At 75.2% G+C, this 13,818-nt stretch carries 10 protein-coding genes; 2 read left to right on the forward strand and 8 right to left on the reverse strand.

Translation table 11 applies throughout. The annotated features are described in order from the left end of the window. Positions 1 to 22 precede the first annotated feature (22 nt). From MTQ10_RS19270 to MTQ10_RS19280, 3 genes are read right to left on the reverse strand one after another with little or no spacing between them, the layout of a single operon-like run. The gene (locus MTQ10_RS19270; RefSeq protein WP_247469747.1) at positions 23 to 1,054 is read right to left on the reverse strand and encodes an AAA family ATPase; all 1,032 of its coding nucleotides are present in this window, start codon (positions 1,052 to 1,054) and stop codon (positions 23 to 25) included. A 33-nt stretch (positions 1,055 to 1,087) separates the two neighbouring features. Continuing rightward, entirely contained in the window at positions 1,088 to 2,794 is a 1,707-nt protein-coding gene (locus MTQ10_RS19275) for a VMAP-C domain-containing protein (protein ID WP_247469736.1), read from the reverse strand. Continuing rightward, positions 2,791 to 3,129 (reverse strand): CU044_2847 family protein, encoded by a 339-nt coding sequence (locus MTQ10_RS19280; protein ID WP_247469750.1) that lies wholly within the window; start codon positions 3,127 to 3,129, stop codon positions 2,791 to 2,793. The genes MTQ10_RS19275 and MTQ10_RS19280 overlap by 4 nt, the downstream gene beginning before the upstream one ends. A 193-nt stretch (positions 3,130 to 3,322) precedes the next feature. Here MTQ10_RS19280 and MTQ10_RS19285 point away from each other — a divergent pair, with 193 nt between their 5' ends. Then, positions 3,323 to 6,979, forward strand: coding sequence for a S8 family serine peptidase (locus MTQ10_RS19285; RefSeq protein ID WP_247469737.1), 3,657 nt, complete (start codon positions 3,323 to 3,325; stop codon positions 6,977 to 6,979). 317 nt (positions 6,980 to 7,296) lie between these two features. Here MTQ10_RS19285 and MTQ10_RS19290 read toward each other — a convergent pair whose 3' ends face one another. From MTQ10_RS19290 to MTQ10_RS19305, 4 genes are all read right to left on the reverse strand, one after another. Next, a complete protein-coding gene (locus MTQ10_RS19290; RefSeq protein ID WP_247469738.1) occupies positions 7,297 to 8,634 on the reverse strand; it encodes a carboxyl transferase domain-containing protein in 1,338 nt (445 codons plus the stop codon). Next, positions 8,627 to 10,087, reverse strand: coding sequence for an acyl-CoA synthetase (locus MTQ10_RS19295; protein WP_247469739.1), 1,461 nt, complete (start codon positions 10,085 to 10,087; stop codon positions 8,627 to 8,629). Before MTQ10_RS19295 ends, MTQ10_RS19290 begins: the two co-directional genes overlap by 8 nt. Positions 10,088 to 10,219: 132 nt before the next feature. Further along, positions 10,220 to 10,828, reverse strand: coding sequence for an O-methyltransferase (locus MTQ10_RS19300; RefSeq protein ID WP_247469741.1), 609 nt, complete (start codon positions 10,826 to 10,828; stop codon positions 10,220 to 10,222). Between the two features lie 58 nt (positions 10,829 to 10,886). Continuing rightward, the gene (locus tag MTQ10_RS19305; protein WP_247469742.1) at positions 10,887 to 11,975 is read right to left on the reverse strand and encodes a MerR family transcriptional regulator; all 1,089 of its coding nucleotides are present in this window, start codon (positions 11,973 to 11,975) and stop codon (positions 10,887 to 10,889) included. A gap of 166 nt (positions 11,976 to 12,141) precedes the next feature. On the opposite strand from MTQ10_RS19305, the gene MTQ10_RS19310 reads away from it, so the two are divergent. Then, the gene (locus MTQ10_RS19310) at positions 12,142 to 13,014 is read left to right on the forward strand and encodes an ATP-grasp domain-containing protein (RefSeq protein ID WP_247469743.1); all 873 of its coding nucleotides are present in this window, start codon (positions 12,142 to 12,144) and stop codon (positions 13,012 to 13,014) included. A 111-nt stretch (positions 13,015 to 13,125) separates the two neighbouring features. Here MTQ10_RS19310 and MTQ10_RS19315 read toward each other — a convergent pair whose 3' ends face one another. After that, positions 13,126 to 13,545, reverse strand: coding sequence for a hypothetical protein (locus tag MTQ10_RS19315; RefSeq protein ID WP_247469745.1), 420 nt, complete (start codon positions 13,543 to 13,545; stop codon positions 13,126 to 13,128). Between the last annotated feature and the right edge of the window lie 273 nt (positions 13,546 to 13,818).

The following is a 13,818-nucleotide window of genomic DNA, read 5'->3' on the forward strand; positions in this document are numbered from 1 at the left end:
CCCCCGGGCGCCCGCCCCCCGCTCAGAACCCATCGCCGTCCGCGGCTGCGCTCAGGTACGGCATCAGCTGCTCGGCCAGTTCGTCGCGGGAGGCCGGGTCCAGGCCCGCGACGCCGGTCAGGTAGAGCGCGTTCAGCAGTTGGTCGGTGGCGAGTTCGCCGGTCGAGGCGCGGGTCAGGAAGCGGTCGATGAGGGGTTCGGCGCCTTCGGCGGCCGGGCCGAGGTGGGCGCGGACGATGTCGGTGAGCTGGTCCCGCTGGGGGCGGCGCAGCCGCAGCCGGACGCAGCGGCGCAGGAACGCCGGCGGGAACTCGCGTTCCCCGTTGCTGGTGAGCACCACGAACGGGAACGCCCGGCAGCGCACCCGGCCCCGTGTGACGGTCACCGGGGTGTCGGTGCCGTCGGCGAGGACCTGTGCCGTGTCGGCGGAGCGGCGGGCGGCGCGGACCAGTTCGGGGATCTCGTACTGGCCTTCCTCCAGCACGTTCAGCAGGTCGTTCGGCAGGTCGAGATCGCTCTTGTCGATCTCGTCGACGAGGAGGACCCGCGGCCGTGCGTAGGGGAGCAGGGCGGTGCCGAGCGGGCCGAGCCGCAGATGGTCCTCCACGTCGGCGCCCGGGCCGGGCCCGCCGGTGTCGCCGCCCGCCGCGGTGGCCTGCCGGGCCGCGTACAGCCGGGACAGCGGGTCGTACTGGTAGAGGCCGTCGGCGAGGGTGCTGCGGCTGGTGATGTTCCACCGCAGCACGGGCCCGAGGCGCAGTTCGCGGGCGACGGCATAGGCGAGGGACGACTTGCCGGTGCCGGGCGGGCCGGTCACCAGCAGCGGGCGGCGCAGCACGAGCGCGGCGTTGACCAGCCGGACGCTCTCCGGCGTCGCCACATAGGTCTTCGCCCGGTGCACCCGGTCGGGGGAGACGGCGGCCTCGTCGTCCCCGTCGTGCGGCGGGGGCAGGACGGGACTGCCGTCGAAGGCACGCCACGGCGGGGGCGGCGGCAGCTCGTCGATACCGTCGTGCGGGGCGCTGTTGCCGGTGTACACGGACCAGTGCGGCATGGGGTGGGTCAACTCTCCGTTCTGCGGCGCCGGTCAGCCGACCGGTGTCCGGGCGGGGGCGGCGCCGCCGTGCGGGTCGGTGAAGATCCGGGGGTCGTCCCAGACCAGCTGGATGTCCCGCGCCCAGTGGCCGTCCTCGGCGTCGGCCTCCTCCCGCAGGTCGAGGATGCGGCGGGGAAGTTCGGCGGGCGGCACACCGGCGACGGCGGCGTCCAGTTCGTCGAGGAAGGCCTTGCCGGTGCAGCCGTCGCCGCCCGCGCACTCGTCGCCGTCGCAGCCGTGCCGCGACCACACCAGGGCGGGCGCGGGCGCGGTGAGCGAGGTGTCGAAGTGCCGCCGGGTGCGGGGCGCGCGGGGCACGGAGGCGAACGCGGCGAGCCCGGCCTCGCCGCGGCGCAGCCGCATCCGCAGCCGGGCGGGGTCCTCCGCGCCGCCGCAGTCCACGCGGGCGGCCGGGGCGGTGGGCCGGCTGTCGAGACGTCTCCACACGCGGGTGAGCAGATGGCGGGTGCTGGCCTTGCGGCGGCTGTGGTCGGTGACGACGAGGGGGTGCGCACAGCCGAGCGGTGTGGTGTCGTCGGGGGCCTTCTCCCACCGGTCCACGGGCCAGTCCAGCCAGTCGCGGGGCAGGGAGAACGCGATCAGCTCGTCGGCGCCGGGGGTGAGGTAGCGGAACGCGGCCTCGATGCCGTCCTGGACGCGGGTGCGCAGCCGGGACTGCGGCACGGTGTCCGAGTCGACGGGGTGGCGGCGGCCCTCGCTGTACGCGGACACCTCCATGCGGATCATGTCGTCGCCGGCGCCGCTGTGGCCCAGTTCCACCAGGATCGGCGCCCAGTCCGGGGCGTCCGGGCCGGGGGCCGGGGGGCGGTGCAGCAGCTGATGCAGGCGGTCGGTGAAGCGGGCCACGGTCTGCGCGGCGCCGGGTCCGTCGAGTTCGCACAGCACGAACAGGGCCGCCGACAGCAGCGAGTCGAAACCCTCGTCGGGCGGCGGCGGGTCGAACGGTCCGGCGGCGGCCGTGTAGAGGCGTACGGGGTCGCAGTCGAGGCCCGCGCGGGCGGCCTGTTCGACGAGTGCGCGCAGCCGGGTGCGGACGTCGGCGGTGTGCCCGGCCGCCGGCACGAGGCCTTCCAGGTCGGGCCAGTACCGGGCCATGACGTGCGTGGGCATCATGCGCCCGTTGCGTACGCCCCGGGTCCCGGACGCGGTGACCATGCCGACGACCTCGCCGGTGTCGGCGAGGGTGACGGCGGCGCCCGAGAAGCCCCGTTCGAGGGGCTGCCCGTCGGGATGCCAGGCCTCCACTTGCAGCCACTCCCGCATGATCAGCTGGGCGGCGGTGACCCGGTACTCGGCGAGGGTGCCCTCGTCGTAGCCGTCCGGGTAGCCGTACACGACGAGTTTGCGCGGCGGGTCCCCGTACGCGGCGGAGGCGGGCGCGAGCGCGGCCGGCGTGAACGGGACCGGCTGGGCGAGCCGCAGCACGGCGAGATCGCCGGGGTCGGTGGCGCCGCCCGCCCAGCCGCCGTGCGCGACGATCCGCGCCGGCACGGTGGGCCGGCCGACGCCCTCGGTGAAGGTCACTTCCAGCGGCTCCCGCCCCAGCGCCACATGGGCGCAGGTCAGAACGGTGTCCGGGGTGACGAGGAAGCCGGCGCCCGCGATCCGGCCGCCGGACTCGACACGGGCGTGCCACTCGGCGCCGGTCGGCGGGGCGCCTGCGCGGGCGTGGTTCATGACGTGGCGCCGGCCTCCCCGGCCGGCGGCGACCAGGTCAGTCTCACCACGAGATGCCCTTCCGCGGTGCCCTTGGCGATGATCGCGCCGGTCTCCGCGGACAGCTTCACCCCGAACTCGATCTCCACGCCGTCCGGCCGCAGAGTGCCGTCACGGAAGACGCGCAGCGCGGACTCGGCCGCCGCGCGCACCCCGTCCAGCGCGCCCTCGAAGGTGCGGGAGGCCTGCACGGCCCCGTCGCCTCGCGCCACCAGCCGGGAGCCGCCCGCTTCCGCGGCCGGTTCGACGGCGATCACCGCGCCGTCCTCGGTCTTGAACTCCACCAGGCCTTCCACAGTGCCCCCGTCGTCTCTCGCCCTGTGCATCTCCATTGTTACGGAAGGTACTTGAAGTTGTCGCGCGTCCGCCCGCTTCCTGCGCACACCGGTGGCGGGAACCCGCCAGGGCGCGTTTCCGCCGCTGCTCGTCAACTCCCTTGTCACACAGGTCCCCTGAGACTCGTCGGACACGCGACGAAGAGAGGCCTGTATGCGCAGTGCACTTGTCAGACGCGGGGCGACCCTCCTGTCGGCGGGGCTGATGCTGGCCCTGCTGCCGGCCGCGACCTCGGCCGCCGCACCCCCGGGGCCGTCCGGCGCCTCGCCCGCCGAGACCCCGGCGCAGACCCGGACCCCGGCGGGAGCGCCCGGTGCGAGCCGTACCGTCACCCTGGTCACCGGCGACAAGGTGACCGTGACCGAACTGGGCGGCGGGAAGCGGACGGTGTCCGTGGACCGCCCGAGGGGCGCCACCGGCGCCGTGCGCACGCGGTCGGCGGACGGCGAGATCACTGTCGTACCGGACGAGGCACTGCCGTATCTGCGGTCCGGGCGGCTCGACCGGCGGCTGTTCGACGTCAGCGCGCTGATACGGCAGGGGCTGACCGACGACCGCACCGACGAGCTGCCGCTGATCGTCACCTACGGCAAGGGCGCCCGCGCCGCCCTCCCCGCCGCGGCCGAGGCCACGCGCTCCCTGCCCAGCGTGCGCGGCACGGCCGTCGAGGCGGACAAGGGGCGTGCGTTCTGGCGGTCCGTCACCCGGCAGGCCGGAGTGGCGAAGGTGTGGCTGGACGCCCGGGTCACCGCGGACATGGCGCAGAGCAACGCCCAGATCGGCACCGAGGCCGCCTGGAACGCGGGCCTGACCGGCAAGGGCGTCACCGTCGCCGTCCTCGACACCGGCGCCGACCTCACCCACCCCGACCTCGCGGGCCGGGTCGCCGTCTCCCGCAGCTTCGTCGAGGGGCAGGAGGTCGCCGACCGCAACGGCCACGGCACCCACGTCGCCTCCACCGTCGGCGGCAGCGGTGCCGCGTCCGACGGCGCCGAGAAGGGCGTGGCGCCGGGCGCGACGCTCGCCGTCGGCAAGGTCCTCAGCGACCAGGGCTCCGGCAGCGAGTCGCAGATCATCGCCGGGATGGAGTGGGCGGCCCGCGACGTCCACGCCAAGGTGATCTCGATGAGCCTCGGCTCGACGGAGCCCAGCGACGGCACCGACCCGATGGCCGAGTCCGTGAACACCCTGTCCGCGGAGACCGGCGCCCTGTTCGTGATCGCCGCCGGCAACACCGGCACCCCGCAGTCGATCGGCTCGCCCGGCTCCGCCGACGCCGCGCTGACCGTCGGCGCCGTCGACTCCGCCGACCGGGCCGCCTGGTTCACCAGCGGCGGCCCCCGCTACGGCGACAACGCCCTCAAGCCCGATCTGTCCGCGCCCGGCGTCGGCATCCTCGCCGCCCGCTCCGCGCTCACGCCGGGCAGCGGGCCGTACACCTCCATGGACGGCACGTCGATGGCGACCCCGCATGTCGCGGGCGTGGCCGCGCTCCTCGCCGAGCAGCATCCCGACTGGACCGGCGCCCAGCTGAAGGATGCCCTGATGTCCACCTCCGAGCGGCTCGACGCGCCCGCCTACCAGCTGGGCGCGGGCCGGGTCAGCGTCCCCGACGCCGTCGGCGCCCGTGTCACCGCCACCGGCAGCGCCGACCTCGGCTTCCACAGCTGGCCCTACGAGGCGAACAAGCCCGTCACCCGCACCGTCACCTACACCAACCACACCGACACGCCCGTCGAGCTGACGCTGTCCCTCACCGGCCTCCCCGACGGCGTCGCGACCCTCGCCGACTCCGCGCTGACCGTCCCCGCGCACGGCACCGCAACCACCACCGTCACCGGCGACGGCGACCACGCCCCCGTCGGGCAGAGCAGCGGGCAGATCGTCGCCGCCGACCCCTCCGGCACGGTCCTCGCGCACACCGCGGTCGGCCTGGTGAAGGAGGAGGAGCGCTACACCCTCACCGTCCACGTCACCGACCGCGACGGCGCGCCCGCCGACGCCGGTGTCGTCGTGCAGCGGCTCGCGGAGGGCGTCGACCCGTTCCCCGCGCAGGTCGGCGACTCCGGCACGCTGAAGCTGCGGCTGGTGCCCGGCACCTACAGTCTCACCTCGTTCCTCGACGTGCGCGGCAGCCACGGCGCCGACTCCCTCGGCCTCGGTTTTCTCGCCGCGCCGGAGGTCGTCCTCGACCGGGACCGCGAGGTCACCCTCGACGGGCGGCGGCTGCGCGAGGTGCGGGCCGCGGTCGACCGGCGCTCGGAGGTCCGGCAGCTCGTCATGGAGTACGACCGTGCCGCGAACGGCGCCGACCTGTTCGACGCCGTGCAGGTGCCACTGACGTACGACAGCGTCTTCGCCGCGCCCACCGGCGAGGTCACCCAGGGCACCTTCGAGTACCGCACGGTGTGGCGGCTGGGCAAGCCGCTGCTGGACGCCGAAGGCGTCACCGAGGCCACCGTGCAGTCCGGCGGCACCCTCACCGGGGGCCGGCTGCGGCTGCCGCTCGTCGACGCCGGCGACGGCGGCTTCCCCGCCGGCGCGCGCGGCAAAGCCGCCCTCGTACGGCTCACCGACGGCACCGAACCGGCCGCGCTGGCCCGCGCCGCGCAGGACGCCGGCGTGGCCGCACTGTTCGTCACCGACGACCGGCCCGGCCGGCTCATGGCCTGGTGGGGCGAGGACGACGGCAGCGACCGGCCGTTCCCGATCGCCACGGTGAACACCGCCGACGCCGCCCGGCTGCGCGCCGCGGGCCGCGTGGACGCCCAGGTCACCGTGGACACGCCGTACGTGTACGACCTGTCGCAGGGCCACCGGGGCCGCATCCCCGACGCCGACCTCACCTACGCCCCGCACGGGCGGGAACTGCGCACGGTGGACGTGAAGTTCCACGCCGCCCGGGCGGCCGACGGCGGCGAGTTCCGCTACTCCCTCACCGACACCTTCGGCATCGGCCTCGGCTTCCGCGAGCGTGTCTCGTACCCGGCCGAACGCACCGACTACGTCTCCACCGGCCCCGGCCAGCTGTGGCACGAGTCGGTGACCACCGCCGACGGCGCGCTGGAGGAACGCAGCGGCCTCGTCGACTACCACGGCACCGGCCGCACCCAGCGCGACTGGTTCCGGCCCGTGTGGCACCCGTGGCTCGGCACCGGCCTCGGCTGGGGCCAGCAGCGCACCGGGAACCAGTTGCAGTTCAACACGCCCGGCTGGGGCGACTCCGGCCCCGACCACACCGGCTTCGGCGACGTGTGGAGCGAGGACAGCGGCATGCGCCAGACCACCTCGGTGTACGTCGACGGGCAACTCGCCGACCGGGGCAGCGGCTCCGCCGCGTACGTGTGGGACGCGCCCGCCGACGAGCACACCTACACCGTGGTCACCGAGACCGGCCTGGACGCCGCCCGCTGGGGCCTGGCCACCGAGGGCCGCGCCGAGTGGACGTTCCGCTCCGCCGCGCCGGCCGGGAACCGCGCCGTGCACCTGCCGTTGATCAACCTGGCCTTCGACGTGCCGACCGACCTCGCCGGCACCGTCCGCGCCGGGCACCGCCTGAAGGTCGGGCTGAGCGCCTCCTACGTGGCGGGCGCCACCGGCACGGGCACACTCGGCGGGGGACGCCTGGAGGCGTCGTACGACGACGGCAGGACCTGGCGGGCGGTGCCGCTGAGCGGCGACGGCGCGTCCTGGCACGGCACGCTCACCGTCCCGCGCGGCGCCTCCTCCGTCTCCCTGCGGGCCTCCGCGTCCGACGACCGCGGCGGCAAGGCCGTACAGGAGATCGTGCGGGCCGTGGGTGTGAAGTAGCCCCCGGCGGATACACGGACGGCGGCGCCGCCTCCCTGGGACGGGGAGACGGCGCCGCTGCGCCTCGGGCCGGTTCAGCGGCCCGCGAACCTCAGACCAGCCAGCCGATGATGTGCATCAGCCCGGCGAGGATGTCGGTGAGCAGGTTCATGAGGGGACAACTCCTTGCGGTGTCACGTCGGTCGGGACCAGTGCGGAAGTCACGGTCTGCAGCCCGTCACGCGCACACCGTGAGTATTCGTCAGCGCCACGCGCCCCGTAGCCCCCTCGGGTGACGATCACCTGACCCGGGGAGGGGGTGATCCCCTGTTCGACGCTCACCCGTTCGTATCGATTCCCGCCAGGCGTACGAGACCCAGCTCCGCCAAGTCCTGCGGACGCAACCGCAGTTGGTCCGCCGTACGGCCCGTCTCCTCCGCCGGACGCTTCAGGATCGCCGCCGCGAGCTCGGGCGCGATCACCGAGAAGTAGCTGTCCGGCGTTGCCCAGGTGCGGCCCGGCGCGGCCAGCGCCAGCGCACCCCCCGACCCTCCCTCGCCGATCACCAGCGTCGTCACCGGCGTCCGCGCCGACGCCACCGCCCCGAACAGGTCCGCGAGCGCCGGGCCGACGCCCTGCCGCTCCGCCTCCGCGTCGTTCGCGGCGCCCGGCGTGTCCACCAGCGTCAGCACCGGAATGCCGAGCCGGTCCGCCAGCCGCACCAGCCGCGCCGCCGTCCGGTACCCGGCGGGCCGGGTCGCCGTCCCTGTCTGCGCGGCGTACGCGACCGTACGCCCGTCACGCTCCCCGAACCCGCACAGCATCCCGGCGTCGGTGCCGCCGCACCGGTCCCCGCCGATCGCCACCCGCCCGGTGAAGTACGCGTCCAGATAGGCCTCCGCGCGCGGCCGGTGCGGGGACCGCGCCCGCGCCACCGCCTCCCGCCCCGACACCGGCAGATCCCGCACGCCCAGCGGCTCCGGCACCGGCGCCGGCTCCCGCGACGGCCGCGTCAGCAGCCGCAGCCACCGCCCCAGCACCGCCCGCAGCTCCCCGGACGGCACCACCGCGTCCACCGCGCCCGACGCGAGCTGTGCCTCCGCCGTGTAGGCCGCAGGGTCGGCGTCCGCCGGCCGCACCCGCGACCCCGCGAAGCCGACCTGCGCGCCCGGCAGCGCCAGCACCACGTCGGCGCCCGCACCCAGCGTCGCCCAGCCGCCGCCGGTCGTCGGGTCCCGCACGACCGCGATCTGCGGCAGCCCCGCCTCCCGGGTCAGCGCCGACTCCCGCGCCACGCGTTGCAGCTGGACCAGCGCCACCATGCCCTCCTGCATCCGGCTGCCGCCCGTCGCGACCAGCGGCACCACCGGCAGCCGCTGCTCACGCGCATACCGGTACGCCGCCTCCAGCCGGTCCCCGGTGCGCCGGCCCAGCGAGCCGCCGAGGAACCCGAACTCGAACGACACCAGCACCGCGCGCGTGCCCTGGACGCTGCCCGTGCCGCAGACCACCGACTCCGGCTCGCCGGTCCGCCCGGCGGCCCGCGCCCGCGAGGCGTCGTAGCCCTCCCAGCCGAGCGGCCCGTCCGGGCCGTACTCCCGCTCCGGGTACGGCAGTTCGGTGAAGTCGTCGGTGACCAGGGCGAGCGCCGCCCGCGCCGTCAGCCGCTCAGCCACGGGTGTCCTCCACCGCCAGCGCCCGCTTCATGATCTTGCCCATGTCGTTGCGGGGCAGCGCGTCCAGATACCGCACCGCGCGGGGCTTCTTGTGCGGGGCCAGCCGCGCGGCCACATGGTCCGCCAACTCCCGCTCACCGGGCGGCGACTGCGGATCGGCGGGCACGATCCACGCGACGATCCGCTCACCCAGGTCCGCGTCCGGCTCCCCGGTGACGGCGGCCTCCCGCACCCCCGGATGCTCCAGCAGCGCGTTCTCGATCTCCCCGGCGCCGATCTTGAACCCGCCGCTCTTGATCAGGTCGGTGGCCTTGCGGCCGACGATCCGCACATACCCGTCGGGCTCCCGCACCGCCATGTCCCCGGTGCGGAACCAGCCGTCGTCCGTGAACGCGGAGGCCGTCGCGTCGGGCCGGTTCAGATACTCCGAGAACAGGTTCGGGCCGCGCACCTGGATCTCCCCGACCGTCTCCCCGTCCCACGCCCTGACGGGCGTGCCGTCCTCCTCCACCAGCCGCAGCTCCACCCCCGGCAGCGGCACACCGACCGTGCCCGCACGCGGCTCGCCGTCGGCGCGGACGCTGGTGTTCATCAGCGTCTCCGTCATGCCGTACCGCTCGATCACCCGCCGCCCGGTCGCGGCCGCGATCCGCTCGTGGTCGTGCACCGGCAGCGCCGCCGACCCCGACACCAGCAGCCGCGCCCCCGCCAGCGCCTTCACCAGCGCCGGATCGCCGGGCAGGGCCTCCGCGATGCGGTGGTACATCGTCGGCACCCCGAACAGCATCGTCGCCCCCGACGCCAGCTCCCGCGCCACGCCCTCCGTGGAGAACCGGCCCAGGTGCCGCACCGAGCCGCCGCGCCGCAGCGGGCCCAGCACACCCAGCACCAGACCGTGCACATGGAACAGCGGCAGCCCCTGCACCAGCACGTCCGCGCCCGTCCACTGCCACGCGTCCGCCAGCGCGTCCAGCGTCGCGGCGATCGCCCGGCGCGGGATCACCGCCCCCTTGGGCGGGCCGGTCGTCCCGGAGGTGTAGACGACGAGCGCGGCATCGCCCTCGCCGCACTCCCCGTCGTCGGGCCGGGGACCCACGGCCGCCACGTCCACGTCCTCGCGGGGCAGACCCCGCAGCGGCTCCGGCAGCTCGTCGCCCGGCGCGGCCAGCACCAGCGCGGGGTCGCTGTCCCGCAGGATGTGCTCCAGCTCCGCCGCACCCGACTTCGGGTTCAGCGGTACGGCCGCCACCCCGGCGAGCAGCACACCGACGACCCCGACGGCCGTCTCCAGCGAGGGCGTCGCCCACACGGCGACCCTGCGCCGGCCGCGCACCCGCTCGCCCACCGCGCCGGCCGCCCCAGCGAGCCGCGCGTACGACAGGGACCGGTCGCCGAACCGCAGGGCGACCTCGTCGCCGGGATCACGGGTGAGGGCGGGGAACAAGGACGACACGCGGCACTCCTCGGAACCGACGGCACGGACAGCCTCCGTCCTACCCCACCACGGGCCCGATGCGCCGCCGCAGGTTCGACACTCGTCACGCGCTCGCCGATCCCGCCGCCCACCGACGGGCCGGGCACGCGGTCAGCGCGGCCGGCGCCGCGTGCCCACGAGCGCCGCCAGATCGTCCGCGAGCCGCAACTCCACCGTGTCCAGGGCCGGATGCTCCAGCCAGTGCAGCCGCGCCGTGTCCACCCGGCCCTCGTGCAGCGGCGGCCGGCCGGCGGCCGGGGTGAAGTCGTCCACGACGACCGTGCCGCCCGGCACCAGCAGCCCGTCGACGTCCGCCGCCGGGTCGTGCGGCGACTTGCCCTGCCCGCCACCGTCCAGCACCAGCAGGTCGTACGGTCCCTGCTCGGCGATCCGTGTCCAGTCGCCCACCAGGACGCTCACGCGCGGGTCGCCGGCGAACACCTCGGCGGCGACGCGGGCCCGCTCCGGGTCCCGCTCCACGCTGACCAGCCGTGTGCCCCGCGGCGCGCCCGACGCCAGCCACGCCAGCCCCACCCCGCAGCCGGTGCCGGTCTCCCCGATCAGTGACGGCGCCCCGCCGGCGAGGACCCGCAGCAGGCGGCCCTGCTCGGGGCGGCAGGAGTACGGGAAGCCGTGCGCGCGGGCCGCCTCGACGGCACGGGCGACCAGGGGCGGCAGATCGGACAGGCGGGCGTGGGCGTCGGTACCGGACAGCGACATGCGCCCGATCCTGCCGTACCGGTACGGCAGGACCGGGCGGCGGTCCCCGCCCTGTCGCTCAGGCCGCCCTCTCCGTCAGGTCCGCGACGACACAGCCGATGTTGTCCGGGCCGCCCTCGGCGCGGGCGGCGTCGACCAGCCCCGTCACAGCCGCCTCCGGATCGGCGGCGTCGGCGAGCAGCGTGCGCAGCAGGTCCTCGGCGACGACGCCGTACAGCCCGTCCGAGCACAGCAGATACCGATCGCCGGCGCGGGCCTCGTGCAGCCGCAGATCGGCGGCGGGCGGGGGTGTCGTGCCGAGCGCCCGCAGCAGCAGCGAACGCTGCGGATGGCTCGCCGCCTCCTCCGGCGTCAGCCGGCCCTCGTCGACCATCGACTGCACCAGCGTGTGGTCGTGGGTGATGCGGAACAGCTCCCCGTCACGCAGCACGTACGCCCGCGAGTCACCGATGTGCACCAGCGCGAGATGCCCCTCCCCGGTCCACAGCAGCGCCGTCAGTGTCGTACCCGCCTCCTCGGGCCCGGTCGCGTCGCGCACGGCCTGCGTCGCGCCGTGCAGGGCGTCCTCCAGCAGGTTCAGCACACCGCCCGCGGGCGGTTCGGCGGTGTCCAGGAAGCGCAGTGCTTCCACGGCCGCGCCGCTCGCGGAGGCACCCGCCGGCCCGTAGCCGTCGGCGACGGCCAGCAGCCGGCGCCCGGCGTAGGCGGTGTCCTGGTCGGCGGTCCTGACCAGGCCCCGGTCGGAGCGGGCGGCGTAGTGGAGCTCCAGCATGGTGTGTCCCTTCCTCGGGGCGCCGTCCGGCGCCCGCAACCCCTCGACGAGGAACGCGGCGAGGTCCCGCCGTACGGCCGTCTCCGCCTCGACGCGCGCCCAGTAGGCGCGGATCTCGCGGGCGGCGGCGTCCGGCGGCAGTCCGACGACCCGGCGGATCTCCGCCAGCGGCATCGCGAGGCGCCGCAGCCACGCCACCAGCCGCGCCTGCTCCAGCTGGCCGGCCGTGTAGTAGCGGTAGCCGGTGTGCGGGTCCACCCGGGCGGGCCGCAGCAGCTCCAGTTCGTCGTAGAGCCGCAGTGCCTTCGGAGACAGCCGGCAGGCCCGGGCGAACGCGCCGATGGTGAGCATGCCCTGCTCGTGCGTGTGTTCCATGACCACCTTCGACGTCGTGGGCCTGCGCCGGACCGGCCGGCCTCGCCGTTCGTTCCCGTCATCGATGCTGGGGCTTCCCCTTCGGGGAAGGTCAAACGGCCTGTGCCGGTTCCCGGAGCCCCGGCTAGCCTGCCGGTGTCCGAAGAACTGTTCGAGGAGGACCGTCGTGCCCGAGCCCCGCATCGCCCTCGCCACCTACGACCCCCGTGGCGGGCTCCACGAGGACCGCGATCTGCCGGTGCTGGTGGACGCCCTGCGGGAGGCCGGCGCGGACGCCGTGGCGGCGCCCTGGGACGACACCTGTGTCGACTGGGCCGGCTTCGACCTGGTGGTGATCCGCTCCACCTGGGACTACAGCTGGCGCGCGGGGGAGTTCCTGCGGTGGACCCGCGAGGTGGGCGCGGTGACCCGGCTCGCCAACCCGCCCGAGGTGATCCGCTGGAACACCGACAAGCGGTACCTCGGCGACCTGGCGGCGGCGGGCGTCCCGGTGGTCCCGACCCGCTGTGCCGCGCCCGGCGAGCCGTACGAGCTGCCCGAGGACACCGAGTACGTCGTGAAGCCGACGTCGGGCGCGGGCGCCCGCTACGCCGCCCGCTACACGCCGGACCGGCGGGAGACGGCGGAGCGGCATGTGGCCCGCCTCCACGCGGAGGGGCTGACGGCGATGATCCAGCCGTATCTGAGCCGTATCGACACCACCGGCGAGCGCGCCTTGCAGTTCTTCGGCGGCCGGCTGCTGCACGCCAGCCGCAAGCGGGCGGTGCTGGCACCGGACACGGCGTTCGACGCGGAGAAGACCGCCCATCCGGGGCTGGAGCGGCGGCAGCCCACCGAGGCCGAACTCGACGTCGCCGAGCGGGCGCTGGCGGCCGTGCCGGGCGATCCTGAACTGCTGTACGCGCGCGTGGACCTCGCCGACGACGAGGACGGCCGGCCCTGCGTGATGGAGCTGGAGCTGGTCGAGCCGAACCTGTTCCTTTTCCTGCACCCCGAGTCGGTGCCGAGGGTGGTGGAGGCGATCCTCAAGGCCGTGTGAGCGGCGGGAGCGCCACGGAACGGCCGGAGGGCGGCCTCCCCTGCGGGAGACCGCCCTCCGGTGCGGTGCGGTGCGAGCGGGCGCCAAGGCCTGCCCGTGCGGCTGTACGGCCTAGTAGTACGGGTTGCCGTCCCACTTGGACACGTCGCAGCCGAGGGCCTTGTCGCCCTCGAAGACGCAGACCTGGATGCGCAGGGACCAGATGCCCCGGGTGTCCTTGAGCTCGGTGACCCACTGGCCCACCGTCTCGTAGCCGGTGGTGACCTTGCGCCAGGCGTAGCTGGTCAGGACGCGGTCGCGGGTCTGCGACTGCACCCGCAGACGGACGTGGTGGCCGTCGGGGGCGCGGTCCTGGAGCGTGAGGTAGATCCGGTCGGCGTAGGTCTTGCTGGAGTAGTAGAAGTCGGCGGCGCCGTACGCGCCGGAGATGGTCCGGGAGACACCGCCGGCCGCCGCCGGGGAGGCGGAGAAGGCGATGGCGCCCAGGGTGGCGGCGCCCACGGCCAGAAGGCGGGCGAGCTTCTTGTTCAAGGTTCCCCCTGATTCGGGATCCCGGGCGGGATCCGGTGTGCGGGTTGCCGTGCATCCTCTGCACAAGCTGTGCATGGACGTGTCAACCGGGGTCTGCGCGGCGGCCGTTCAGGGGGCGAGCGCGGTGCGTTGCAGCAGGCCCCAGGTGAACTCGGCGACCACGTCGTGCCGTTCGCCGTGTACGTCGGGCGCGGTGAACGCCAGGCCCCAGCGGGTGGGTGCGGTGCCCTCCAGGGGGCGGGCGGGGGGGAAGGCGCGGGCCGCCTCGTCCAC

This window comes from Streptomyces sp. XM83C, assembly GCF_023072675.1.
In the GTDB taxonomy this organism is placed as follows: domain Bacteria; phylum Actinomycetota; class Actinomycetes; order Streptomycetales; family Streptomycetaceae; genus Streptomyces; species Streptomyces thermocoprophilus.